The 23,748-nt window shown below is 28.9% G+C and carries 24 protein-coding genes and 1 other annotated feature; of the genes, 21 read left to right on the top strand and 3 right to left on the bottom strand.

What is annotated here, in order from left to right:
• The first annotated feature begins 199 nt into the window (after positions 1-199).
• From tyrS to Q0V24_RS06485, 17 genes are all read left to right on the top strand, one after another.
• The gene (gene tyrS / locus Q0V24_RS06565; RefSeq protein WP_297519666.1) at positions 200-1,420 is read left to right on the top strand and encodes a tyrosine--tRNA ligase; all 1,221 of its coding nucleotides are present in this window, start codon (positions 200-202) and stop codon (positions 1,418-1,420) included.
• Positions 1,421-1,567: 147 nt separating this feature from the next.
• Positions 1,568-1,858 (top strand): hypothetical protein, encoded by a 291-nt coding sequence (locus Q0V24_RS06560; protein ID WP_297519664.1) that lies wholly within the window; start codon positions 1,568-1,570, stop codon positions 1,856-1,858.
• 199 nt (positions 1,859-2,057) lie between these two features.
• Positions 2,058-3,005, top strand: coding sequence for a hypothetical protein (locus Q0V24_RS06555; protein WP_297519662.1), 948 nt, complete (start codon positions 2,058-2,060; stop codon positions 3,003-3,005).
• A gap of 201 nt (positions 3,006-3,206) precedes the next feature.
• Positions 3,207-3,554 (top strand): DUF4176 domain-containing protein, encoded by a 348-nt coding sequence (locus Q0V24_RS06550; RefSeq protein ID WP_297519660.1) that lies wholly within the window; start codon positions 3,207-3,209, stop codon positions 3,552-3,554.
• A 55-nt stretch (positions 3,555-3,609) separates the two neighbouring features.
• Positions 3,610-3,909, top strand: coding sequence for a hypothetical protein (locus Q0V24_RS06545; RefSeq protein WP_297519658.1), 300 nt, complete (start codon positions 3,610-3,612; stop codon positions 3,907-3,909).
• A 27-nt stretch (positions 3,910-3,936) separates the two neighbouring features.
• Complete coding sequence (locus tag Q0V24_RS06540) at positions 3,937-4,293, top strand: hypothetical protein (protein ID WP_297519656.1); 357 nt, start codon at positions 3,937-3,939, stop codon at positions 4,291-4,293.
• A 65-nt stretch (positions 4,294-4,358) separates the two neighbouring features.
• Positions 4,359-5,201, top strand: a complete 843-nt coding sequence (locus tag Q0V24_RS06535) for a hypothetical protein (protein ID WP_297519653.1) — start codon at positions 4,359-4,361, stop codon at positions 5,199-5,201.
• A gap of 53 nt (positions 5,202-5,254) precedes the next feature.
• Positions 5,255-6,421 carry a hypothetical protein gene (locus Q0V24_RS06530; RefSeq protein ID WP_297519651.1) on the top strand — a complete coding sequence of 389 codons (1,167 nt, stop codon included), beginning with the start codon at positions 5,255-5,257 and terminating at the stop codon, positions 6,419-6,421.
• A 90-nt stretch (positions 6,422-6,511) separates the two neighbouring features.
• On the top strand, positions 6,512-6,937 hold the full coding sequence (locus Q0V24_RS06525; protein WP_297519649.1) for a hypothetical protein: 426 nt from the start codon (positions 6,512-6,514) through the stop codon (positions 6,935-6,937).
• A gap of 145 nt (positions 6,938-7,082) precedes the next feature.
• A complete protein-coding gene (locus Q0V24_RS06520) occupies positions 7,083-9,233 on the top strand; it encodes a hypothetical protein (protein ID WP_297519647.1) in 2,151 nt (716 codons plus the stop codon).
• Between the two features lie 9 nt (positions 9,234-9,242).
• Entirely contained in the window at positions 9,243-9,503 is a 261-nt protein-coding gene (locus tag Q0V24_RS06515; RefSeq protein WP_297519645.1) for an EscU/YscU/HrcU family type III secretion system export apparatus switch protein, read from the top strand.
• Between the two features lie 18 nt (positions 9,504-9,521).
• Positions 9,522-10,214: a metallophosphoesterase gene (locus Q0V24_RS06510; protein WP_297519643.1), complete on the top strand. Its 693-nt coding sequence runs from the start codon at positions 9,522-9,524 to the stop codon at positions 10,212-10,214.
• A 143-nt stretch (positions 10,215-10,357) separates the two neighbouring features.
• On the top strand, positions 10,358-12,511 hold the full coding sequence (locus Q0V24_RS06505; RefSeq protein WP_297519641.1) for an immunoglobulin-like domain-containing protein: 2,154 nt from the start codon (positions 10,358-10,360) through the stop codon (positions 12,509-12,511).
• Between the two features lie 352 nt (positions 12,512-12,863).
• A complete protein-coding gene (locus Q0V24_RS06500) occupies positions 12,864-13,244 on the top strand; it encodes a hypothetical protein (protein ID WP_297519639.1) in 381 nt (126 codons plus the stop codon).
• Between the two features lie 172 nt (positions 13,245-13,416).
• On the top strand, positions 13,417-14,421 hold the full coding sequence (locus Q0V24_RS06495; protein ID WP_297519637.1) for a hypothetical protein: 1,005 nt from the start codon (positions 13,417-13,419) through the stop codon (positions 14,419-14,421).
• Between the two features lie 4 nt (positions 14,422-14,425).
• A complete protein-coding gene (locus Q0V24_RS06490; RefSeq protein WP_297519635.1) occupies positions 14,426-15,613 on the top strand; it encodes an FtsX-like permease family protein in 1,188 nt (395 codons plus the stop codon).
• The gene (locus tag Q0V24_RS06485) at positions 15,606-16,292 is read left to right on the top strand and encodes an ABC transporter ATP-binding protein (protein WP_297519633.1); all 687 of its coding nucleotides are present in this window, start codon (positions 15,606-15,608) and stop codon (positions 16,290-16,292) included. The genes Q0V24_RS06490 and Q0V24_RS06485 overlap by 8 nt, the downstream gene beginning before the upstream one ends.
• 95 nt (positions 16,293-16,387) lie before the next feature.
• Here Q0V24_RS06485 and Q0V24_RS06480 read toward each other — a convergent pair whose 3' ends face one another.
• Complete coding sequence (locus tag Q0V24_RS06480; protein WP_297519632.1) at positions 16,388-17,128, bottom strand: DUF2225 domain-containing protein; 741 nt, start codon at positions 17,126-17,128, stop codon at positions 16,388-16,390.
• A 120-nt stretch (positions 17,129-17,248) separates the two neighbouring features.
• Between Q0V24_RS06480 and Q0V24_RS06475 the strand changes: the two genes are divergently transcribed.
• Complete coding sequence (locus Q0V24_RS06475) at positions 17,249-18,037, top strand: GTP pyrophosphokinase family protein (protein ID WP_297519630.1); 789 nt, start codon at positions 17,249-17,251, stop codon at positions 18,035-18,037.
• A 64-nt stretch (positions 18,038-18,101) separates the two neighbouring features.
• Here the strand turns inward: Q0V24_RS06475 and Q0V24_RS06470 are convergent, their stop codons facing one another.
• Positions 18,102-18,431 (bottom strand): HesB-like protein, encoded by a 330-nt coding sequence (locus Q0V24_RS06470; protein ID WP_297519628.1) that lies wholly within the window; start codon positions 18,429-18,431, stop codon positions 18,102-18,104.
• A 210-nt stretch (positions 18,432-18,641) separates the two neighbouring features.
• Here Q0V24_RS06470 and Q0V24_RS06465 point away from each other — a divergent pair, with 210 nt between their 5' ends.
• The 3 genes from Q0V24_RS06465 to Q0V24_RS06455 all read left to right on the top strand — a co-directional run bounded on the left by Q0V24_RS06465 (position 18,642) and on the right by Q0V24_RS06455 (position 20,875).
• Positions 18,642-19,103 (top strand): hypothetical protein, encoded by a 462-nt coding sequence (locus Q0V24_RS06465; protein ID WP_297519626.1) that lies wholly within the window; start codon positions 18,642-18,644, stop codon positions 19,101-19,103.
• Between the two features lie 165 nt (positions 19,104-19,268).
• Complete coding sequence (locus tag Q0V24_RS06460) at positions 19,269-20,009, top strand: hypothetical protein (RefSeq protein WP_297519624.1); 741 nt, start codon at positions 19,269-19,271, stop codon at positions 20,007-20,009.
• A 164-nt stretch (positions 20,010-20,173) separates the two neighbouring features.
• Complete coding sequence (locus Q0V24_RS06455) at positions 20,174-20,875, top strand: DUF975 family protein (protein WP_297519622.1); 702 nt, start codon at positions 20,174-20,176, stop codon at positions 20,873-20,875.
• A 57-nt stretch (positions 20,876-20,932) separates the two neighbouring features.
• Here Q0V24_RS06455 and leuS read toward each other — a convergent pair whose 3' ends face one another.
• Positions 20,933-23,383 (bottom strand): leucine--tRNA ligase, encoded by a 2,451-nt coding sequence (gene leuS, locus Q0V24_RS06450; protein ID WP_297519620.1) that lies wholly within the window; start codon positions 23,381-23,383, stop codon positions 20,933-20,935.
• 66 nt (positions 23,384-23,449) lie between these two features.
• Positions 23,450-23,653 (bottom strand) — a binding site (T-box leader).
• Positions 23,654-23,748: the final 95 nt, after the last annotated feature.

Genomic DNA, 23,748 nt, shown 5'->3' with positions numbered 1-23,748 from the left:
AATTGAAAGGATAGACTACTTAGTATAAAATATCTAATGTAAAATGGATATTTATATATGTACCGATGGCTAGTCGGGAGTTTATGACTGTGGAGCATTACACCAAATCAGAGTAGCTTTGGCAAAATGAGGTGCTAGGAAGCAGTAATTTTCTTGATATAGATACTTTTATCTATATTTTAAGTAGCAGGTAAGAAAGATGGCAAATGTGTTAGATACACTTCAAGAGCGTGGATACATAAAACAATTTACACATGAAGATGAGACAAGAGAATTATTAGAGAAGGAAAAAGTAACATTTTATATAGGCTTTGACCCAACAGCTGATAGTTTACATGTAGGACATTTTATAGCAATGATGTTCATGTCACACATGCAAAAAGCAGGACATAGACCAATAGCACTTATTGGTGGTGGAACTGCAATGATTGGTGACCCAAGTGGGAAAACTGATATGAGAACAATGATGACAAAGGAAACAATTCAACACAACGTTGATAGCATAAAGAAACAAATGGAGAAATTCATAGATTTCACAGATGACAAGGCAATACTTGTTAATAATGCAGATTGGTTATTAAACCAAAACTACGTTGAATTTATAAGAGATATTGGAGTTCATTTCTCAGTAAACAGAATGCTTTCAGCAGAATGTTTTAAGCAAAGATTAGAAAAAGGACTTTCATTCTTAGAGTTTAACTATATGTTAATGCAAGCATTTGATTTCTATGAGTTAAATAGAAAGTATGATTGTAAACTTGAGCTTGGTGGAGATGATCAGTGGTCAAATATGATAGCTGGTGTTGAGCTTATAAGAAAGAAATCACAAAAAAGTGCAAGTGCAATGACATGTACCCTTTTAACTAATTCAGAAGGTCAAAAAATGGGTAAAACTGTAGGGGGAGCTTTATGGCTTGACCCAGAGAAAACAGCACCATATGATTTCTACCAATACTGGAGAAATGTTGGAGATGCTGATGTAGATATGTGTCTTAGACTTATAACATTTGTACCAATGGATGAAGTTAAAAGACTTTGTGCATTAGAGGGTTCTGCTATAAATGAAGCTAAGAAAGTTCTTGCTTTTGAAGTAACAAAACTTATCCACGGAGAAGAAGAGGCTAAAAAAGCTATGGAAGCTGCTGAAAGCGTATTTGGAAATGGTGGAAGTATGGATAACATACCTACAATCGAAATTGATGCGAGTGCAGTTGGAACAGAACTTTTAGGAGTTCTTGCAGAAAATGAAGTATTCAAATCAAAAGGTGAAGGTAGAAGACTTATACAACAGGGTGGAGTATCAGTAAATGATGTGAAACTTGAAGATGATAAGAAAGTTATCGAGATGTCAGATTTTAAAGATGACATGATACTTATTAAAAGAGGAAAGAAGAAATTCTATAAACTAGTAATTAAATAAGATTTTAAAAAAGAGCTATACTGTGGATGATGATTCCATAGTATAGCTCTTTTAAATTTAATTTAAAAGGATTAAAATAACATTAAATTGAGATATTTTAGGAGTATTCTAAATGGAAGAATCAAAATATTAGAAGTGAGGTGTAATATGAATTTATTAATAAATGAAGAAAAAAATTTTAAAATAACAAAAATTATATATTTAGCTTTTGTTATAGTAAGTATAGTTGCATGGTTCTTTTTGCCAAACCATGTAGCAGTGCAGTTTAGTAGTAATGGTGCTACTAGTGTGATGCAAAAAATAGTTTATACATTAATAATACTTTTTGCAGGAACTGTTGCGGCATTTGCTATACCAAAAAGAAAAAGTATGTATGCGATTGGGATAGTTTTTATCTTAAGTATAATTGTAATTGCAATTAATCTATTTATAATTTAATGAAAAAAGTTTAAAAAAAGAGCTATACTATGGAGTTTTACCCATAGTGTAGCTCTTTTTTTCATTTACTTTTTAATATTAGCATAAGTAAATATTAATTTAATAAATTTGATAGTAGTTTAAATAAAATTAAAATAAAAAAAGAATTGAATAAAAAAGGTTTTTTAAAACATATCTAGAATATATCTAATGTAAAAATATGGAGTTGAAGGAGGGGGGATTTACAAGAAAAAAAGATAAAGAGATAGAAGGTATAGAGAAGTTAGATAGATTAAATAATAGGAGATTAGCTATGGGGAAAAAAGTTTTTCAGAAAATAAAACAAATTTTAGGAATTGGTTTAGGTCTAGTATTAGTTTATATTATGGCAAATTTTATGGGGGGAAATGTTTATACAGGATTATATTTAAAAGGATATGATGAAAGAGTAGAAACAAATTTAGCAAGTATGAATTTGACGGATTCATATGAAGGACACCTTGGAGCTACAGTTAAATTTAAAGGAACTATAGTTCAAAAAATAGAAGGAAAAGAAAATCAGTATGTATTGCAAGTTGGAACAGGAGTATTAGATACCGCAGTAGCGATTGTGAAAAATGAAAGCAAAACAGAGATTAATGAGGGGGATATTCTAGAGATAAATGGATTTTATGCAGGTAAAAAAGTAATTAAGTTAAATGAGGAAAAGTTTAAATTACCAGTAATTGATACAATAATAGTTGAAGAAATTAATAGTGAAGAATTAGTTGCATCAATTAGTGAGGTAAGGACTTATGAGAGAGAGTTAAATGTACAAAGGGAGGGGAAAAGCCCAGACCTTTTTATTTCGTTAAATTGGATTGAGAAATACAAAGAAAATAGTTTAATAGAGTTTGATTTACTTAGATCTGGTGAGGGTATGAGTAGAGTGAAAGAGTTAAAGGTAGAAAAATATGAGCGAGAAAAACTTTTAGAAACTCAAAATATGGAACTTTTGAATTATGAGATAACAGGTGAAAATGATATGAGTAACCTTATAACAGTAAGATGTGATTCAAATATTACAAAAGTTAAAATAATTTTAGAGTATACAGATGAAAGAACTGACGAGATTAAAACAGATATAGTAGAAGTTGAAATTCCTGAAAAAGTTTTTAATAAATATTAGGGGGGTAATGCTAGAAAAATATGAACTAAGGGAGGAAAGGGGGAATGAATTAAGAAAATTTATATATAGATTTCTAAGAGATAAGTTTTATAGAAGTTTAAGTTAAATTAAAGTGAAAAAAGAATTAGATTAAAAAGGTTTTTTGGGGGATATATAGAATATATATTATGAATGGTAAAAAAAGTATTAGGAGAAATGAAAATGGAAAATAAAAGAAGTGAAATATTACCTGTTGGGACAGTAGTTTATTTAAATTTAACGCTTAAAAAGGTAATGATTATTGGTAGAAAAATGATAAGGGAAATAGAAGGGGAAAAGTTTTATTTTGACTATGTAGCGTGTTTATATCCAGAGGGTATGATAGGTGCAGAAAGTGTATTTATAAATAATGAAGATATTCAAGAAGTTTGTCATATGGGATATGAAGATGATGATAACGCTATATTAACTCAAAGAATTGCAGGATGGGAAAAAAATCCAGGGATTGCAAAGGGGTATAGAGAAGTTCTTATGAATAAAAATTCTAAGAAAGAAAAAAGTGAAATCTAAAATTTATTAGAGAAAGCAAGGAATGAAATTAAAAAAATAGTACAAGAGGTGAGTTATGAATATAGGATTAGATACAGATGTACTTGAAAAAATAGAAAAAGATTTATCTTATAATTTAGAATATTTAGAAGCAATTAATCTTTTTCTTTATACAATGGGAGAAGAAGCAAAAGTAGAGTTTAAAGGAAATGGCGTAGCTCAGTTAATAACTATAATTGATGATTTTAGAAAATTATTGAGTGAAAAAACTGAAAATATGTACAAGGAGTTTGGTAACGAACTTGCACATGTAAAGCGTGAATTTCAAGATATAGATAAGGAAATAGCAGCGAGTATAGAACAAGGAAAGCAATAATATTTTTTAAAAGCAACGGAGGGTGGAATGGGAAATCAGAGTTTAATAGGGACACAAGGTCAAAGTATGGTAGAAGGAGAAAATCATATAAAGCTTAATAAAGATTTTGCACAAGAAAAATTAAGCGAAATAAATTCAATTTTAAATGAATATGCAAGTTATAGAGATATAGTAACAGAATATATTTTTGATAATAAAAGTAGTTTTGAAGGGAAATCAGGAGAAAGTTTTAGGAATAAAGTTATAGAAGTAAATATAGTTGCAACAGATTCTATGAATATTTTGCAACAGTATATGGAAACTTTTATTAGTTACCATGATCATATGATAGAAGTAGATGAGGATGTAAGCAAGGATTTTGATACATTAGGACGGGAAAGTTAAAGGATAAATTATTAATTTAGAGAATAAAAAAAAATATGGTGTAAAGATAAAATGGGAGATTGACTATGGGAAAAAAAGTTTTTCAGAAAATAAAGCAAATTTTAGGAATTGGTTTAGGTCTAGTATTAGTTTATATTATGGCAAATTTTATGGGGGGAAATGTTTATACAGGATTATATTTAAAAGGATATGATGAAAGAGTAGAAACAAATTTAGCAAGTATGAATTTGACGGATTCATATGAAGGACACCTTGGAGCTACAGTTAAATTTAAAGGAACTATAGTTCAAAAAATAGAAGGAAAAGAAAATCAGTATGTATTGCAAGTTGGAACAGGAGTATTAGATACCGCAGTAGCGATTGTGAAAAATGAAAGCAAAACAGAGATTAATGAGGGGGATATTCTAGAGATAAATGGATTTTATGCAGGTAAAAAAGTAATTAAGTTAAATGAGGAAAAGTTTAAATTACCAGTAATTGATACAATAATAGTTGAAGAAATTAATAGTGAAGAAGTAAGTTTTAATGCAATAAGAACTTATGAAATGGATTTAAATATAAAAAGAGATATTGAAAGACCAAGTCTTTTTATTTCTGTGAAGTGGATTGAGAAGTATAAAGAAAAAAATTTAATAGAGTTTCAATTACGTAAACCTAGTGATGGAAAGAGTATGGTAATGGAACTAAAGGTAGAAATGTATAATGGGGAAGAACTTTTAGAAACTCAAAATATGGAACTTTTGAATTATGATATAACATCTGAAAATTATGTGAGCAATCTTGTAACAACAAGATATGAGTCCAATATTACAAAAGTTAAAATAATTTTAGAATATACAGATGAAGGAAGTGACGAGATTAAAAAAGATATAGTAGAAGTTGAAATACCTAAAAAAGTTTTCAATTAATATTAGAATGTTAATGTTAGGAAAAATATGAACTGAAAAAGGGGGGGGAAGTAGTGAATCAAGAAAAATTAAATATAGATTTTCTAGAAATAAATGAAGAAATAGGTATTTTACGTGACCGAATAATAATTTATAATAGCAGTATTGAGGAGATTTTAGGGAAAATTGAGGATGAAGATGAGATTAATTCTGACGATATGTTATTTTTAAATTATGAAATTTTAAGATTAAAAAATGTGAATAAAAAATTAGGTGAGGTAGTTAACACAGAGCTTAGTCAAATTACAGGGTTTATTAATGAAATTTTTCACTATGAAAAAATGTATGCAGATACTTTTCTGAATTCAGATATGGTACTGGAAATAAGAGAGAAGTATCCTGAATTTAATCTTAATAGTGCTAATATTGAGCTTAAAGATTTATATAAATGCAAACAACTTGATATAGTTGTAAAAGATGGTAGTGTTGAAACAACATTAACAGAAGAAGATTTTGTTAAAATTGATGAACGTTTTGAGAAACTTGCTAAAGACCTTGAAAATGAAGAGATAAGTTTGGAATTAACAGAAGAAGATTTTGCTAAAATTTTAGATCAAATGGGATTAACACAAGCAGAGAAAGATAAAATTTTAGCTGGGACTTTGTTAGGAATAGGTACAGATGGTTTGAGAAAATTCAAATTAGGAGATCTAGAAATAATAAAGGGGAAAAATGGGAAAATAGAAATAAAAGGAACTGGTGGAAAGATACAGGCATTTTTAGGGGGGAGTATTAAAGGTGGTAAAATTTCCGATGTTTTAAAAAGTATGATGAATAAAACTGTACAGGATGGAAAGGATACATTAGCTTTTAGAGGTGGAAAACTTGCGAAGTTTAATTCTCTTATGACATATTTGGGTGTTCTAAATGCTGGTGATGATTTTCTAAGAAATTATGAAATTAGTGGAGATATACAAAGTGCAACTTTTAATGTAGCTATGGATGTAGGTCTACTTGCTGGAGGTTTATATATTACAGGGGCTGTCACAACTGGAGTTACAGGGGCACTAGCTATTACAGGGGGAGGTATTGTTCTAGTAACTATAGCTACAGGTTCAATAGTTACAGGTGTATATAATGTAGTTGGTTCAGATATTAAAGAAGTCACTGGTGGAACTTTAAATAAGATATTTGATGAATTAAGATATTTAAAATATTATGTTGATAGTTTATATTATTAAAATTAAAATGGAAATATTTAAAGAAAATAAAGTGGGAATAATTTGAAATATTCATAAAAAGAAAAATAAAAATTAAAGAGGGAGAAAAGTTTGAATTATAGTAAAAGAATAGAAAAATTAGATAATTTAAGGAAATCGGTGAGTAGTTTTACAGATGATTTAGAACGAGCTAGTGTTGGGGTGATTGATACTTTAGACAGAGATTTAGAGTTTTGGGAAAATTGTAAAACGAGACAAAGATATGATGACTATCGAGATGACCTAAAACTTCAAATAGATATAGGGGATGATGCTTTAGGAGATTTAATAGATTCAATAACTAAGAGAATTAATTTTATAAAAGAAGAGATGGCAGCGGAATGTAGACAGTTTGGAGGACTTGCTGCTATCAGTGATTATGATGATTTAGAAAGTAAACGTTCAGCCCTTTACAGTGCTGATATAGATTCAAGTGTAAGAGAAAAATTATTGTTTGATTTAGAAAGTAACGCTGCATTGCTAAAAATTTATATATAGAATGAACTAAATAAGATAGAGCTATTTGTCTAAAGTAGAGTAAGACAAGTAGCTTTTTTACTTGGTGTTAAGATTGAAGGGTTAACTCAAAGAGAAGAATATACGATATTTAAATATAAGAGATTTAGTAGAGGAGATTGATTATATGAGTAATTTTATGAATATAGGTCCATTGCCTAAGATATATGAGGCTAGAAAGGTCTCAGATGCTTTTGATTTTAAGAGAGGACATAAGTTTGAGGCAGAGATAAAAAGTGTTTCTAAGGATAATACAAGCGTTACACTTAAACTTAAAGATGGGACTGAGATCACAGCAAAACTTGATGCATCTATAAAAGAGGCAATTGCAGGGTTTGTTAAGTTCGAAGTAAGTGGGTTTGATAAAGGACAGTTGAGGTTAAAGTTAGTTAAAGAAAATTTAGTGGGTCAAGGAAGTAAAAGTTTAAATGATTCTTTAGAACTTATATTGAATAAGTTTGGGCTAGAGCCAGAGAAAAAACAGATGTTAGAGAAAATGCTTAAATTTAATATTCCAGTTACAAAGGAAAATGTAGAACTTTTAAATACACTTACAGATTTTAGAGATAAATCAATAAATAATCCAAAACATATAGCAAATTTCATAGAAACTTACATAGCTTCAAAAGGACAGGAAGTAAATGTGGAACAAAAACCTGTTATAGAACAAAAATTAAACGAGTTTTTTAAAACTTTTAGAAATATGAATGATAATGATATAATGACTTTTTTAGAAAGTGATATAGATATAAATACAGAAAATATAAAATCTTTTGATAATGTAACTAAGAATTCAAGTGGAGTTTTTAAATCTATAGAAAATGCCAATGGAGAGTTAAAAACATTAATTGATGAAAATGCTACTATCAAAGAAAATTTGAATTTAAAGAGTAAAAATAAGTCTAAAGATATTAATACTAGAAATATAGTATTAGATGAAAAAAATAATAGTAAAGCAACTAATATTAGTGAGAATATAGGTGATAGAATTCAGCGTATAAAAGCTAATATAACTACACTTACAAATTTAGATGTAGATATTTTAAAAGGTTTACAAGTTAAGGAGATGATAAAAAACTTAGCAAATAATTTAAATGAAGTATCAAAGGAAATTCCAGTATCAGAAAAACTTACAGAGGTACTAGGTAAAGTTATAAATAATTTTGAAATCTTAGATAAATCAAGTATGGAGAGTTTAAAAAATATTTTTGAATTTGCTAAAAAAGAAATAGCAAAAGTAGAGCAGGGTTTTAAATTGGTAATTAGTAGCGAAAAAGTATTAAATGAAGGTGAAAAATTAAAAGATATATTTATAGATGATGAAATTATAAGCAACCAAAATAACGCAATTAAAAATATAGGAGAAAAAATTCAAAGTGCTAAAAATGATTTAAATTCACTTGTAGGTTTAGATTCAAGAGTCTTAAAAAATTCTGATGCTAAGGAAGAAATAAAAAATTTAGCAAGTAATTTAAATGAGATTTCAAAGGAGATACCAGTATCAGAAAAACTTACAAAAGTTTTAGATAAAGTTATAAATAATTTTGAGAACTTAGATAAATCGAGTATGGAGAGTTTAAAAAATATTTTTGAGTTTGCAAAAAAAGAAATAGTAAAAGTAGAGCAAGATTTTGGTGTGATGATAAAAGAAAATACTGTAGAGAACTCTAATAAAGCAAATAATAACTTGATGGGAAGTAAAGAACTAGATAGTGTATTAAGAGATTTTAAAGAAGTTAAGTTAGGATTGAATGAAAAACAAGAGTATATGAAAGATAGTATTAGAAATTTAGTAGATAAATTAGGTGCAAATGAAACAACATCACAGGTTGTAATGGCAGTCTTAAAGGATAAAATATCAGATTTTAAGATGTTTAATGATTTAAGTAATGACTATTATTATTTAGATGTACCTTTAAGCGTAAGAGAAGAGGAATATCCATGTAAACTTGTTATAAAAGATGAAAGAAAAGATGGTAAAAAGCTTGATGGTAAAAATATAAAACTTGCTGTGAGTGTGGAAACTGTAAGGATAGGTTCAGTTGATGCTTTTCTTAGTGTAAGTGATAAAAATATAAAAATAGATATTAAAATTATGAAACAAAATGTGAATTTACTAGAAAAAAATAAGGAAAAACTATCTAAAACACTTGAACAATTAGGTTTTATGCCTTATATTTTTGTTAGTGAGAAAAAAGAAATAGTAGAAAGTAACATTTCAGATTTTAGAGAGTTCTTTAGTGATAGAAATACTATTGCACTTGATAAGAAGGTTTAGGGGGAGATTATGAATCAAAGAAAAAAGGCAGCAGCTTTAAAGTATAAAGAAAATTTTGAAGCGCCTGTTATTTGTGCGCATGGAATGGGACTTATTGCAGATAAAATAATTGAAGAAGCAAGTGAAAATAATGTGCCGGTGATTTATAATAAAGAACTTACAGACCTTTTATGTAATGTTGATGTAGGTGATGAAATCCCCTACGAAGTATATGATGCCGTTGCGAGTGTAATTGCATATATAACAGAGCTTGATACTAAAACTAAATAGATGAAAGGGTGATAATAGATGGCATTATATGTTATTTCAGATTTACATCTTGCTTTGAATGTAGATAAACCAATGGGGATATTTGGACCAAAATGGGAAAATCACCATGAGAAAATTAAAGAAAACTGGATTAGCACAGTTAAAGAAGAGGACACCGTATTAATTGGTGGAGATATATCATGGTCTATGGGGCAAGAAGATAGCAAAGCAGACCTTGAGTGGATACATAACTTACCGGGAAGAAAAATTTTAATAAGAGGTAACCATGATTATTGGTGGGGTAGTATAACAAAGCTTAATGATTTGTATGATGATATGGACTTTATACAAAACAATTTCTTTTCATATAAAGACTATGCTATATGTGGAACAAGAGGATGGATTGTAGAAGGGACAGAAAGAAAGTTTACAGAACATGATAAAAAGATATTTGAGAGAGAAAAAATAAGAATAAGATTATCTTTAGATATGGCTAAAAAAGCTGGATATAAAAAAATTATAGTGATGATACATTACCCACCGACTAGTGAAACTTTAAAGGATTCTGATTTTACAGAAATATTTAAAGAGTATGAGGTGGAAACAGTAATATATGGACATCTTCACAATGCTAATCCTAATTGGGTTATAAATGGAGAGAGAGATGGAGTTGAATATTTATTAACTAGCTGTGATTTTATTAATTTTGAACCAATAAAAATTTTAGAGTAAAGAAATAATGCATTTAGACGAAAGTTTAAATGCATTATTTTTTTTATTGATAAATAAAATGTAATTATTTACAAAAATAGTTAATACAGTATAATAAAGATAGTGAACAATATTTAATTATTCAGTTATAGGGGGAAATTATATTGAAAATTAAAAAATTAGTTGCATTAGTAATTTTAGCTGCGAGTGTTTCAAGTGTAATACCAGTTTATGCTACACCACAATTACAACCTACTATTGCCACAATAGAGCAAAATATTAGTAAAGAATCAAATTTTGGTGTTGGACAAGGAATTGTTTGGCCAGAGCAAGTTAATTCACCTTATGCAGATATGGTTGCATGGATAAATAATCCTGAGTACTCAAACGGTGGTGCAATAGACCTTGCTACAGTTTCAGCACAAACAGGAGTGAAATTCTTTAATCTTGGATTTATTCAAGGAACAGGACAAGGAATAAAAGATGGAAAAGTTGATTGGGGTTGGGGTGGCTACTCAGTTCTAAGTGAAAATCATAAAGATAATAGTCAATATCAAGGAATTAAAAATTCTATAAAAGGTCTTAGAGATATCGGTGGAGATGTAACAATTTCATTTGGTGGACTTAATGGAACACCATTCTGGCAGGTTACTCAAGATGTAGATGTTCTTTACAACACATATTTAGAAATAGTTGAGGGTTATGGTTTAACTAGACTTGATTTAGATATAGAAGGTGGAGCACAAAATAAAGAAAATAATAGAGCAAATGCTAAAGCTATTAAAAAGCTTCAAGATAAAACAGGGGTAGATGTAGTATTAACATTACCAGTTCTTCCAGATGGATTAACACCAGTTCAATTAAATGTTTTAGAAGTTTATCTTGATGAGGGTGTAAATGTTGAGTGCATGAATATTATGACTATGTGTTATGGTAGTGGAACTCTTGCACCAGGCGAGAATTATGGGACAGCATCACTTAGAGCTGTTGATAGTACAATGAAGCAAGTTCAACAATATTATAAAAAATATCAAAATATAGATCTTACAGAAGCAGAAGCTTATAAAAAGATAGGAACAACTGTATCAATAGGTTTTGAGGGTGGATCCCATCCAATATTTACACCAGAGTGGACAAAGCTTGTTGTAGATCATGCTATTGAAAAAGAGATAGGTATGACATCATGTTGGTCAATCAACAGAGATGCAAAACTTGATAATAACCAAGGTGTTAATCAGCAATTTGAATTTGCGAATGTTTTCACTAAATTTGGAACAACAACTCCAGGACCAGGCCCAGGGCCAGATCCAGATCCAGAAATAAATGCGAAGCCAATATTAAGTGGAGTTTCAGATTTAACTTTAAATATTGGAGATAAATTTGATGCACTAGCTGGAATTACTGCAAATGATAAAGAAGATGGAGATTTAACATCAAAAATTAAAGTTTCAGGAGATGTAGATACAAGCAAAGCAGGAAAATATGAAGTAAGCTATAGCGTAACGGATAGTGCTGGAGATATAGTTACAGCTAAAAGAATAGTTACAGTTAAGTCAGATGGTGGTGGAGAAGTAGAAGGCGATTTTGCTTTTGATTTTGCAATTACAAGTGACTGGGGAAGTGGAGCTAACTATAAAATAAAAGTTCAAAATAATACAGGAAAAGATATTACAGGCGGTTGGAATGTTGAATTCGATTTTGATAAAAAAATAGATTCTGCATGGAGCTGTGATTTCAGTTCTAATGGAAATTCATATAGCTTTAAAAGTCCAAGTTGGGCAGCTACATGGAAAAATGGAGATGTTATAGAAATTGATGGTTCATGTATTGGCGGAATTGGTGAAGCTGATCCTACAAATGTAAAAGTTAATGGAATGTCAATTGATGGTGGGATAGTAAATCCACCAATAGATCCAGAAGTAAATCAAAAGCCAACATTAAGTGGAGTTTCAGATAAAACTATAAAAGTTGGAGATAAATTTGATGCATTAGCAGGGATAACTGCAAATGATAAAGAAGATGGAAGTTTAACTTCAAAAATTAAAGTTTCAGGAAATGTAGATACAAATAAAGCTGGAAGTTACACATTAACTTATAGTGTTACAGATAGCAATAACCAAACAACAACAGAAAAAAGAGTAATAACTGTGCAAGCAGATAGCCCAGATATTGGTGGAGAAGCTTGGAAAGCAGGAACTTCTTACAAGCAAGGAGATATAGTTACTTTCTCTGGTAAAGAGTATAAGTGCATACAACCTCATAATGCTTTAACAGGATGGGAGCCAGCAAATGTGCCAGCTCTTTGGAGTGTAATATAGATTATAAAGTAAGTAAAATTAAATAATGATTAGTCAGAAATGAATTGATTAGAAGTATTAGAGCTAGTTTGAACGGGCATTTCCGCTTAAACTAGCTTTTCTTCAACTATTAATAGGATTTATTATAAATATTTCATTTTATCATTTATTCTAAAAATTAAGTAGTACTTACAGTAAGTCTTTTTCTAGGAGAAATTTATTCAAAGAAAAGACTAGAATAGAATTTAATTCATTAGTTTACATAAATGTAAACTAATTGTTAATTGATATCCTAATAAATGTTTTTTGCTAAAAAATGGTAATGTAATATTACAAACGTTTGTAATATATTAAATGATAGGAGATGAAATTAATGATTAAAAAAGGCAAAATTTTTGCACTAACAACTCTAATCTTGCTAGGAAGTAGCATGACTGTTTTTGCAGTACAGCAGACGAAGTCTTGGAGTCTTGAGTATTCAGCAATAAAAGGAACTGTTTATTCAACTGTAAGGAACACAGGGAATGCAACAACTACCGAAATATCTGAGAAGCGAAAATCCTCTGTTAAAGTATCTATACTAGCATATAATAAAACAGGAGTTCCAGATTATACATCTAGAAAATATGGACCAACACGTGATAAGGAAACTACTGTGCAGAGTTATTCAAATACAGATGTAAAAGTATGGGAAGCTATGCATTCAACAAATAATAGTTCTTATAACGGATATACTCAAGCAGTTTATCAATAATTTTGAAAAGGTAAGGGGTATTTAGATGGTTCTTTCTCATTTTTAGATAAATAGAATAACTAATACAGCAGAAAAAGACATTTGTTGTACACTTGTTTTTTTATAGTCATACTTGAGTAAGAATCATTTAGCTTAAATAGACTTTTATCTATTATTAGTAGGAGGGAATACAGTGAAAATATTTAAAAATAAATTAAATATTTTTTTAATAGTAGGCTTTACATTTATTAATATGCTTATTATTATTAGTGTAAGCAAAATAGTTGAGGATACTTACCTTGAATATCAATGGGGAAAGTTTCAAAGTTATTATAAAGAGTTATATACAGAAGATATAATTACGTTTGAAGAATTATTAAGAGGGTTAAATAATTCTGATGTGTATGCATTTGCTAGTGTGCCAGAATTTCAAATGAATAATAGTAATTATTTAGCTTTAAAGTTTGTAGCAACAAATAGTGCTAAGTTAGAAAAAAATGATTCGCTGAAAATTGATGGAACTGTTTTTAGTGAGGAAGATATAAGGCAGGGAAGTAAAAAAATAATAATATCTGAAAATTTAAAGAGATATGTTGAGAAGAAGAGTGGAAAAGAAATGTTTTACATAGCTAGTTTAGATGAATGGTTTGAAGTGATTGGGATTTTAGAAAATTATGAATTAATTAATCATGTAATTGTACCATATAAAAATATAAATAATATAGAAAATAAGAATTATTTGATGAAGATATCGAGAAACGTGGAGACTAATGATTATAATTTTTATCCTTATGAGGAATCAAGAATAAAAACTATAATAAGCGCTAATATATTAAAAAATAAAGAAAATTTAGTAGCTCTATTTTTAGGTAGTGTTATGGCAATAGCTATTCTAAGTATATTTACAATTTTATGGGTAGACAAAAATAAAATGATGTTTAAAGTTTTTAAGATGGTTGGTTTTTCTAATGTTAATCTTATAATATATGTGTTTAAAAGGTTAGTGTTTTTAGGGGGGATAAGTCTACTAGCAACTTATTGCATATCTTATTTTATACCTATAATAGCATATATAAACACTCCATATACAGGAGGATTCATAGTAATAATTTGTTCTTTGGTACTTTCAGTAGTTAGTTTGGTTACAAGTGTTATTGCCTTACGAGAAAATCTTTTATACGTAGATAGCAAGGGGTGAAGTTATGTTTGAAAAAATATTTTTTGGTTTTAAAAAATCAAAGTTAATTTATAGTATATTTTTAACTATACTTGTTTCATGGGGAGCAATTTTTTCACAAACTATGAGTTCTATAAATTTTGAAAAAAACTTTACTGATAAATATAATGAGAATCTACCAGTAGATAGTGGAATATTTCTTCTTTTAAATATTACACATGATTTGCAAGTTCAAAATAAAGATAATGTAATGCAGAAGTTTAAATCAATAATACAAAGAAATATTGAGAAAAATAATATCAGCTTTTTAGTTGCCGAAAGTATATTTTTCCCAAAAGAAGATTTTGATGAAGAATTAGAAAAATATAAGAGAGGTTTTGTAGAGGATTTTAAAGATTCTATAGAAATTGTAAATATGAATTATGGTTATTTACAATTTCTTAGCGAGAGATTAGATATTGATAAATCATTTGCTGATGATAAAACAACACCAGTTATTTTAGGGAATAATTATAAGGAAGGATTTAAAAAGGGAGATATAATAAAGAAGATTGATCAAACTTTTAGAGTTATAGGTTTTTTTGAAAAAGATGTTTTCTATGTTGATGGGCCATCACCTACAATGTATTTTAGACCTTTAGATTCAGCTATTGTTGTTCCAAATAAAGATTTAGTATCTATGAATTATGGGATATTGACTTCAAATAAGAATAGTTTTAATATAAATACTTTGAAAAAAGAGATTAATTCTATCACATCTATAGAGCTAGCAAAAACTTTTGAAGAAGACAAAGTGCAATTTTTTAACTCAGAAAATGCAACAAATCAAAATTATTTAAATAAAATGAAATTTATTTTTATGAGTTTTATAAGTATTTTAGCTATAAATAGTATTATTTTATTTGTTATAGATAGAAATAAAAATAAGATAGGAATAATATATTCAGTTGGAGGAACTAGTAGAATAATATTTAATCAATTATTAAAAGAATTTAGTGAGGTTCTTTTAATAGCTTCAATTATAGGAATTCCTATCAGTTATCATTTTACAAAGTATTCATTTATGTATTTCTTGAATGAAAATAGGATATTAACAATAGTTATATCTAGCATTGTATTGATAGCTATTACGATGATGACAATATTTATATCGTTACTTTATTTGAGAAAGTTTTCAACTGCTAATTTAATAGGAGGGTTAAGGGATGAGTGAGTTAATTATTTTAGAAAATGCTAAAAAAGTCTTTGATGTAGATAAAATGCCAACAACTGCGTTTGAAAATATAAATTTTAAAGTTGAAAAAGGTGAATTAATTGCAATAATGGGACCGAGTGGATGTGGAAAAAGTTCTCTTGTATCAGTTATCGGATGTATGGATTCTTTAACTGAGGGAAAATATTTTTTTGATGGAACTGAGATAAATAGAAAAAATATAAATTCAGTTTTTAAACTGCGAAATGAGAAAATTGCTTTTATATTTCAAAACTTTGCGCTTGTTAAGGATTTCACTGTAGCTGAAAATGTTGGATTGCCTTTAAAGGTACGAAAGATGCCTAAATCTGAGTTGAAAAAGAATGTTTTAGAAGCTTTAGAGTATGTTGGATTAACCAATTTGAAGGATAAAATTATAAATAAATTATCGGGAGGTGAACAACAACGAGTTGCTATTGCTAGAGCTTTGGCACAGAATACAGATTTAATATTGGCTGATGAACCGACAGGTGCATTAGATCAAAGAAATGGATCAAATATTATAAGTATATTGAAAAGACTTAATGAAGAAAAAGGAAAAACTATAATAATAATAACTCATGACCCTAATGTTGCTAAGGTTTGCAATAGAATAGAGTACCTACTAGATGGAGAATTTGTAGAAAGTTTAGAATTTTAAGAAGTATTTTAAAAAATGAGATAAAAGAAAACTCTGATATTAGTTAGTGGAGTAACTTCTTTTATACTCATAAATTCATCTTTTTATTTTAGTGTTTAACCCAATAAGTTAGTTTCTTTTTCTCTAACTTCTTTTATTAAATCACGCATATCACGAGTAAGTTCTTTTAATCTATGACTAGCAGTTTCATCAATTAAAACAAGTGAGAAATTTTTAATAGAGGTGTCAAAGTTTCCAAGCCTTCTGTGAAGTTCACCAATTACATAAAGTATGTTTGGTTTTTGCATTCCATAAACAGGTAGAGTTTCATTTAAATAAGCATCTTTAAAAGCATATAAAGCTTTTTCTAAAAATGAATCTTCTAAAGTTTTTTCATCGATAATTCTATACATCCAAGCAATTTTCAAACAAATCATACCTTTAGTGCTAGATTTCTTCATTATAATTGATGATGTTATAAGAGCAAGTTTATATCTATCAAGTGCTATGTACACATCATAAGTATCAGGATAGTTCTTTTTATTCCATTTAGGAGTTATATTTTTTAAAATAAAATCAATTTGTTTACCTTTAATATTATCAAAATCAATTTTTAGTGCAGAATAGCCACAGTCATTACAAATCCATACATCATAAAAGTAGGGATTAATAGTTTTGTATATTGTGAAAAAATCAGAATCTTTTTTATCTATTCTTGGAGCATTTACCTTAACAGCTTTACTTTTAAATGTATTGTTGCAAACTGGGCAAGTAACTGTTTTGTCAAAAAGTAGTTTTTTTTCCTCTTCTACAGAGTTATTAGTATTATTTTTTATCGAATTACATAAATTAGTCAAATTACAACACCCTTTCTAGAATTAACTCATAATATTATAATTATCGGTTAGAATATATTTAGTTTTAGTAGTATTTTTGTTATAATTATAAATTGGAAATATATAAAAGAGGGTGAGGTTATGGCTGTAAAGAATTGGAAGCAATTTTTAACACCTTACGAACAAGCAGTTGAGGAATTAAAGGTTAAGTTAAGAAGTATTAGAAAAGAGTATAGAAGAAGAAATGAATATTCACCTATCGAGTTTGTTACAGGAAGGGTTAAAGAAGTTTCAAGCATTTTAGAGAAGGCAAATAAGTATAATATACCAGTAGATAGATTACCATATGAAATGGAGGACATTGCTGGGATAAGAATAATGTGTCAATTTGTTGATGATATTGATAGAGTTATAGAAATACTTAGAGAAAGAAAAGACATGACTATTCTTTATGAAAAAGACTACGTTAGAAATGTTAAGGATAGTGGCTATAGAAGCTATCATGTTGTTATAAAATATCCTGTTAATATGGCTGAGGGACCAAGAATAATATTAGCAGAATTCCAAATAAGAACACTAGCAATGAATTTTTGGGCAACAATAGAGCACTCTTTAAATTATAAGTATAAAAAGAATGTTCCAATAGACATCAAGAATAAGCTTAAAAAAGCAGCAGATGCAGCTTTTATGCTTGATGAAGAAATGCTAGAGATAAAAGATGAGATAAAAGATGCACAAAAACTTTTTGAAGTAAAATCAGAGATAATAACCAATGTAATGAATAGTATATTAACGCTTATATCACTCGGACGAGTGGCAGAGGCATCAAGGTATCAAATGATGTTAAATAAGCTTATAGAGGATAGTGAAGTATCAGAGCTTACTAATTTATTACTAGATATACAAAGAGATATAGATAGATATAAATAAAAAAATTACCGTATCAAAATTAATTGATACGGTAATTTTTTATAGTAATGTTGAATGCACTAAATTAGTGACATCCACCACCACAACTTCCACATCCACCTTCTGCTTCAATGAAAGGTTTAAGTGCTAAACCATTTCCTTCATTTTCTGCTGATGAAAGTATTTTAAATCCACCAAAGTCTTTTATTAATTCTTCATCTATGATAAAAGTAATATCGTTAACTTTTTCTTCGATATCTCCATCAAGTTTTGAATCAACACTTATATTGAAGGCTGGACCACTACATCCATATCCAGCTAAATCTAGTCTTATTGTATAATCATCTACGTCGTTTTCATCTAAGAAACTTTTAAAATCTTTGTAAGCTTCTTCACTCATTAAAACTTTTTCCATTTTTATGACACCTCTTTCTTTTATTTAGTTAATAAATAACTAAGGTAATTCTATTATATAATATTGAAAAATAAAATCAATAGAACTTTTAAAAAAATAGTATTTTAAATATACTTTTTAGTAAATAAATGAAAATATAAATTTATACTTCAAAAAAATACCAAATAATGGTAAAATTATTAATGAGATATAGGCAAGGGGGCAAAAGTTTTGAGTGCTAAAATAAATAATTTAAGAAATTTAAGAAAAAAAGACTTTGAAATAATAAAAAGAATAAGTCTTCTTGGTGCACATATAAAAAATAAGGTGAATAAAGGTATTTCAGAGGCAGAGGAAGAAGCTTTATTTAATCTTATATCAAAGTGTGGGGATGAGGCTATAAATGAAGTAGGCAATTTAGGATATGATATGGATATAGATAACGATTTAATTAATGAATATAATGAGTTAGTTTTTTGGGAAGTGCTAGCTAAAAAATTAGCGGCTAGGGATACCTTAGAAGAACTTGGTGAGGTAATAAATCAAAATAATTTTGAAGTATACGAAACTACAAGAAGAGGTTATGAGGAGCAGTATTTAAAAAAATTTAATTTCTCAAAGGTTAAAATAAATGTGGAAAGTAGTGTAAAAGAAAAAGAAATTATATTTGATAATAGCTTATTACCATATTAAGGTGACATAACTTTCGATAGTAAAGTTAAAATTTATAGAATCTTAATAAAATTTGTAATAAAATGACCGATATATATAGTATAATGAAAAAAATCGTTGATAGTTATTTTGTCGATGGTATAATAGTTCTATGAATAAATATAAGTATAGAATAGGAGCAATAATATGACATCATATAGTGCAGAGAGTTGCGAGAGCAAGATAAAAGAGTATAAAAAATTTCTAAAAGAAGAAAAGTTTAATAATATAGAGATAGTTTATACTAAGGTTCCAAAAATTACAGATGGCTATATTTATAAAAGAAGAAAGATGTTAACTGAAAGTCCTATTGAACTAAGATGTAATGATGAACTGATTATGGATTTATCTGTTAGAGAAATACAAGGGACCAAAGAATCTATTCGTAAGGCTCATGGACAATGTGGAGTTCTAGGTCTAGGGTTAGGTTTTTATGTTCAAGAAATAGCTAAAAAAGAAGAAGTAAGTGAAGTTATAGTTTATGAGATAAATAGGGATGTCATAGACTTATATAATAAAAACTTTCCATCAAATTCAAAAGTGAAAATAATTGAAGGTAATGGATTTAAGGCAGAGAGAAAACAATTTGATTTCTTTTTTGCAGATATATATTCTTATAAAATTAGTGAAGATATAGCATATGACTATGAAAAGTTAATTGAATTACATGATATAGAGGAATATTCTTTCTTTGGGGTTGAAAAATTTCTTTTAAGTTGTCCTATGGAAGAGCTTATGTCGGTATATATGCCGGATGAGTGGATGGAAATGACAAAGAAGTGCTTTGATAATGTAGATAAACTTGGACAAGTAAAAAATATTAAAAAGCTAAGAAGAAATGAAGCTTTAAAGGTATTAAAAGAGTTAGAGAGAATTTTGAATAATTAAAGGTAAATCTAGGTAAGAAAATCTTATCTAGATTTTTTTATAAAGATTATAAAATATGCAATATAATATTACTAAAATATTACATATCTTATAAAGTGGTTTACAATACTCTTTAATGATATATACTTAAATTAACAAATAAATACATAAAGGGGTATGAATTTATGAGAGCAGAAATTAAAAATTTAAGTAAAAGTCAATTAAAAGGAAGATGGGGAAGTGCTATATTAGCGTTCCTTGTAATTTCAAGTATGGGTCTGGTAGTGAATCTTGTTGGAGAGTTTATACCAATACCAATGGTTAGTATGTTAGTGATGGGAGCTACGTTATTCTTAGGAGGAGTAATAACATTTGGTTTGAGTAGATTTACTTTGAATTTTATTGATGGAAGAAATGAATTTACAGATATATTTTCAGGGTTTGAATATATTTTAAAAGCAACAGGTTTGTATGCAATACAAGGTATAATTACCATTATTTTAATCTATATTCCTATGATAATTATAATTATGTTTGTAGCGGTTACAGGGTCAGTTGGGTTAATTATACCAATGATATTAATAGGTGTTTTAGGAATCTCAATTTTAGTATTGGCAGTTAACAGTATATTTTCTCAGTCATTTTTTATTTTTACAGAAGACCCTAATAAGGGGATAATTGAATGTATTAAAGAAAGTAGAGAATTAATGAAGGGGAGAGTGGGAGAGTATATACTTTTAAATCTTAGTTTTCTAGGATGGGGAATATTAGTTGGATTTACATTTGGACTAGGTGGGATATTCTTAATACCATATACTAATATTACTTATGGTAATTATTATAGACGAATTAGGGATGAGAAGGAATCAGTAGAGAATTTTATATAAAGTAAAAAAAGAGCGAAATTAGAGTTTGAATTCTAATTTCGCTCTTTGTATTATATATTATTTTACAACTATATTAACAAGTCTACCTTTGATAACAATAACTTTAACGATATTTTTACCTTCAGTTGCTTCTTTAATTTTTTCATCTTCTAAAGCAGCAGTTTTGATTGATTCTTCATCAAGTCCTGAGGCTATCATTATTTTATTTTTTATCTTTCCATTAACTTGGATAGCTATTTCAACTTCATCTTTAACAAGACAAGCTGTATCAAATTTTGGCCATTCTATGTTGAATACTGAATCAACATTTCCAAGAAGGCTCCATTGTTCTTCAGCAAAGTGAGGTGCGAATGGTGCTAATAATTTGATGTAGTCTTCACAAGTTTCTTTTAAGAATGTAAGATTCATTTCTTTTTCTTGTGTATACTTAGAAATTGCATTTACAAATTCCATCATTCTAGCAATAGCTGTATTGAATTGAAGTTTATCAGCATCAGTTCCAACAGCTTTAATTGTGTTGTGTCTCCAGAAATTAAGCTCTTTTTCAGCTTTATCCATTGAAGTTTTATTGTTTTCACCTTTTTGAATAGCTTCTCTAGCTATATCAAGGTTTCTTTCTATTTTTTCTACAAATCTATGAACTGATTTAATTCCATCATCACTCCAAGCACCACCCTCTACATAAGAGAATCCGAACATTAAGTACATTCTAAATACATCAGCACCATACTCATTGATATAAGTATCTGGAGAGATTGTGTTTCCTTTTGATTTACTCATTTTAAGTCCATCAGGTCCAAGTATTAATCCTTGGTGTGTAAGTGATTTAAATGGCTCATCAAAGTTTAAGTATCCCATATCTCTTAATGCTTTAGTTATAAATCTAGCATAAAGAAGGTGCATACAAGCATGCTCTGGACCACCAACATATTTATCTACTGGAAGCATTTTGTTGATTAAATCTTTATTAAATGCCATTTCAGAGTTTTTGTTATCAGGGTATCTTAAATAGTACCATGATGAACATACAAATGTATCAAGTGTGTCAGTTTCTCTTTTAGCAGGCTTTCCACAACAAGGACATGTAGTATTTACAAATTCTTCTGATTTAGCAAGTGGTGATTTACCATCTGGTGCAAATTGAACATCATATGGTAATTTAATTGGTAAATCTTTTTCTGGTACAGGCACAGTTCCACAATCATCACAATAGATTATTGGAATTGGTGCACCCCAGTATCTTTGTCTTGAAACTAACCAGTCTCTTAATCTAAAGTTAACTTTTTCTTCTCCAAGGTTTTTCTTAGCAAGAGATTCGATTATTTTAATTTTAGCCTCTGCTGTTGTTAAACCATCAAATTCTCCTGAGTTAACAAGAACACCATGCTCGCAGAATGGAAGTTCAGTTTCACTACCATCTTTTGCAGCAATAACTCTATTTATTGGAAGATTGAATTTTTTAGCAAATGCGAAATCTCTTTCATCATGTGCAGGAACAGCCATAACAGCTCCAGTTCCATAAGTGGCAAGAACATAGTCACCTACCCAAATAGGCACTTCTTTACCACTTACAGGGTGAATTGCATATGAACCAGTGAATACACCAGTTTTTTCTCTAGAAATTGATTGTCTTTCTATATCAGTTTGCTTTTTAGCTTCTTCTTTATAAGCTTCTACAGCTTCTTTTTGCTCAGCAGATGTTAATTCATCAACTAAAGGATTTTCAGGTGCTAAAACAACATAGTCAACTCCACAAAGAGTATCAACTCTAGTTGTGAATACATCAAAGTTTAACTCTGAATCTTTAACTTTGAATGAAACTTGTGAACCTGTTGATCTTCCTATCCAGTGCTTTTGCATTGAAACAGTTTTTTCAGGCCAATCAAGTCCATCAAGTTTATCTAAAAGCTCATCAGCATAATCTGTTATTTTAAAGAACCATTGTGTAAGATTCTTTTTAGTAACTTCTGAATCACATCTCTCACATGCACCATCAACAACTTGCTCATTAGCAAGAACTGTTTGACATGAAGGACACCAGTTTACAGGAGCTTTTTTTCTATAAGCTAAATCATTCTTAAGAAGTTCTAAGAATAACCATTGAGTCCATTTATAATAATCTTCTGAACAAGTTACAAGAGTATTGTCCCAGTTGAACATAGCTCCCATAGCTCTAAGCTGCTTTTCCATTGTTTTTATGTTATTAAATGTTGAATCCTTAGGATGAACTCCTGTTTTGATAGCAAAGTTTTCAGCAGGAAGCCCAAAAGCATCAAATCCCATAGGTTGGAATACGTTGTATCCTTGCATTCTTTTAAGTCTAGCCCATGAATCTACTGGTCCATAGTTAAACCAATGGCCAGCATGAAGCTGACTTCCTGATGGATAAGAGAACATTTCTAAAACATAAAGTTTTTCTTTATCACTATTTGGGTCAAATTTATAAAGACCTGTTTCATCCCATTTAGTTTGCCATTTTTTATCAATAGTAGTATTATAGTTTCCCATAAAAAAACCTCCTAGATATATGTTAATTATTTTAAAAATAAATAAAAAAAGCCCCTTGTCTCTATATTAAGAGACGAAGGGGATCGCGGTACCACTCTTATTAGAAAGCAATAAATTACTTTCTCACTCGAATACCATAAGGGGGTAGACCCTATGTGTTTTGCACATAAGCTCATAGGTAAGTTCATATTTTTGCAACGCTATGTTTCAGCAAGTCATAGCTCTCTATAGATGCAAAGTAATATTACTACTCCTAATCAACGCTTTTCTATATTATATTGTTAATATATGAAATTATATATTATGTGATAGTTATAAGTCAAGTAATATAATCAGAATAAGATAGTGAAGTATTAATAATAAAA

Source organism: uncultured Clostridium sp. (assembly GCF_947039605.1).
Lineage (GTDB): Bacteria > Bacillota > Clostridia > Clostridiales > Clostridiaceae > Sarcina.
This window is presented reverse-complemented; position numbering and strand designations above follow the sequence as displayed.

Coding starts and splice junctions, on each gene's coding strand:
- tyrS (WP_297519666.1), top strand. CDS start 200: ATGGCAAATGTGTTAGATACACTTCAAGAGCGTGGATACATAAAACAA.
- Q0V24_RS06560 (WP_297519664.1), top strand. CDS start 1,568: ATGAATTTATTAATAAATGAAGAAAAAAATTTTAAAATAACAAAAATT.
- Q0V24_RS06555 (WP_297519662.1), top strand. CDS start 2,058: ATGGAGTTGAAGGAGGGGGGATTTACAAGAAAAAAAGATAAAGAGATA.
- Q0V24_RS06550 (WP_297519660.1), top strand. CDS start 3,207: ATGGAAAATAAAAGAAGTGAAATATTACCTGTTGGGACAGTAGTTTAT.
- Q0V24_RS06545 (WP_297519658.1), top strand. CDS start 3,610: ATGAATATAGGATTAGATACAGATGTACTTGAAAAAATAGAAAAAGAT.
- Q0V24_RS06540 (WP_297519656.1), top strand. CDS start 3,937: ATGGGAAATCAGAGTTTAATAGGGACACAAGGTCAAAGTATGGTAGAA.
- Q0V24_RS06535 (WP_297519653.1), top strand. CDS start 4,359: ATGGGAAAAAAAGTTTTTCAGAAAATAAAGCAAATTTTAGGAATTGGT.
- Q0V24_RS06520 (WP_297519647.1), top strand. CDS start 7,083: ATGAGTAATTTTATGAATATAGGTCCATTGCCTAAGATATATGAGGCT.
- Q0V24_RS06515 (WP_297519645.1), top strand. CDS start 9,243: ATGAATCAAAGAAAAAAGGCAGCAGCTTTAAAGTATAAAGAAAATTTT.
- Q0V24_RS06510 (WP_297519643.1), top strand. CDS start 9,522: ATGGCATTATATGTTATTTCAGATTTACATCTTGCTTTGAATGTAGAT.
- Q0V24_RS06500 (WP_297519639.1), top strand. CDS start 12,864: ATGATTAAAAAAGGCAAAATTTTTGCACTAACAACTCTAATCTTGCTA.
- Q0V24_RS06490 (WP_297519635.1), top strand. CDS start 14,426: ATGTTTGAAAAAATATTTTTTGGTTTTAAAAAATCAAAGTTAATTTAT.
- Q0V24_RS06485 (WP_297519633.1), top strand. CDS start 15,606: ATGAGTGAGTTAATTATTTTAGAAAATGCTAAAAAAGTCTTTGATGTA.
- Q0V24_RS06475 (WP_297519630.1), top strand. CDS start 17,249: ATGGCTGTAAAGAATTGGAAGCAATTTTTAACACCTTACGAACAAGCA.
- Q0V24_RS06470 (WP_297519628.1), bottom strand. CDS start 18,431: ATGGAAAAAGTTTTAATGAGTGAAGAAGCTTACAAAGATTTTAAAAGT.
- Q0V24_RS06460 (WP_297519624.1), top strand. CDS start 19,269: ATGACATCATATAGTGCAGAGAGTTGCGAGAGCAAGATAAAAGAGTAT.
- Q0V24_RS06455 (WP_297519622.1), top strand. CDS start 20,174: ATGAGAGCAGAAATTAAAAATTTAAGTAAAAGTCAATTAAAAGGAAGA.
- leuS (WP_297519620.1), bottom strand. CDS start 23,383: ATGGGAAACTATAATACTACTATTGATAAAAAATGGCAAACTAAATGG.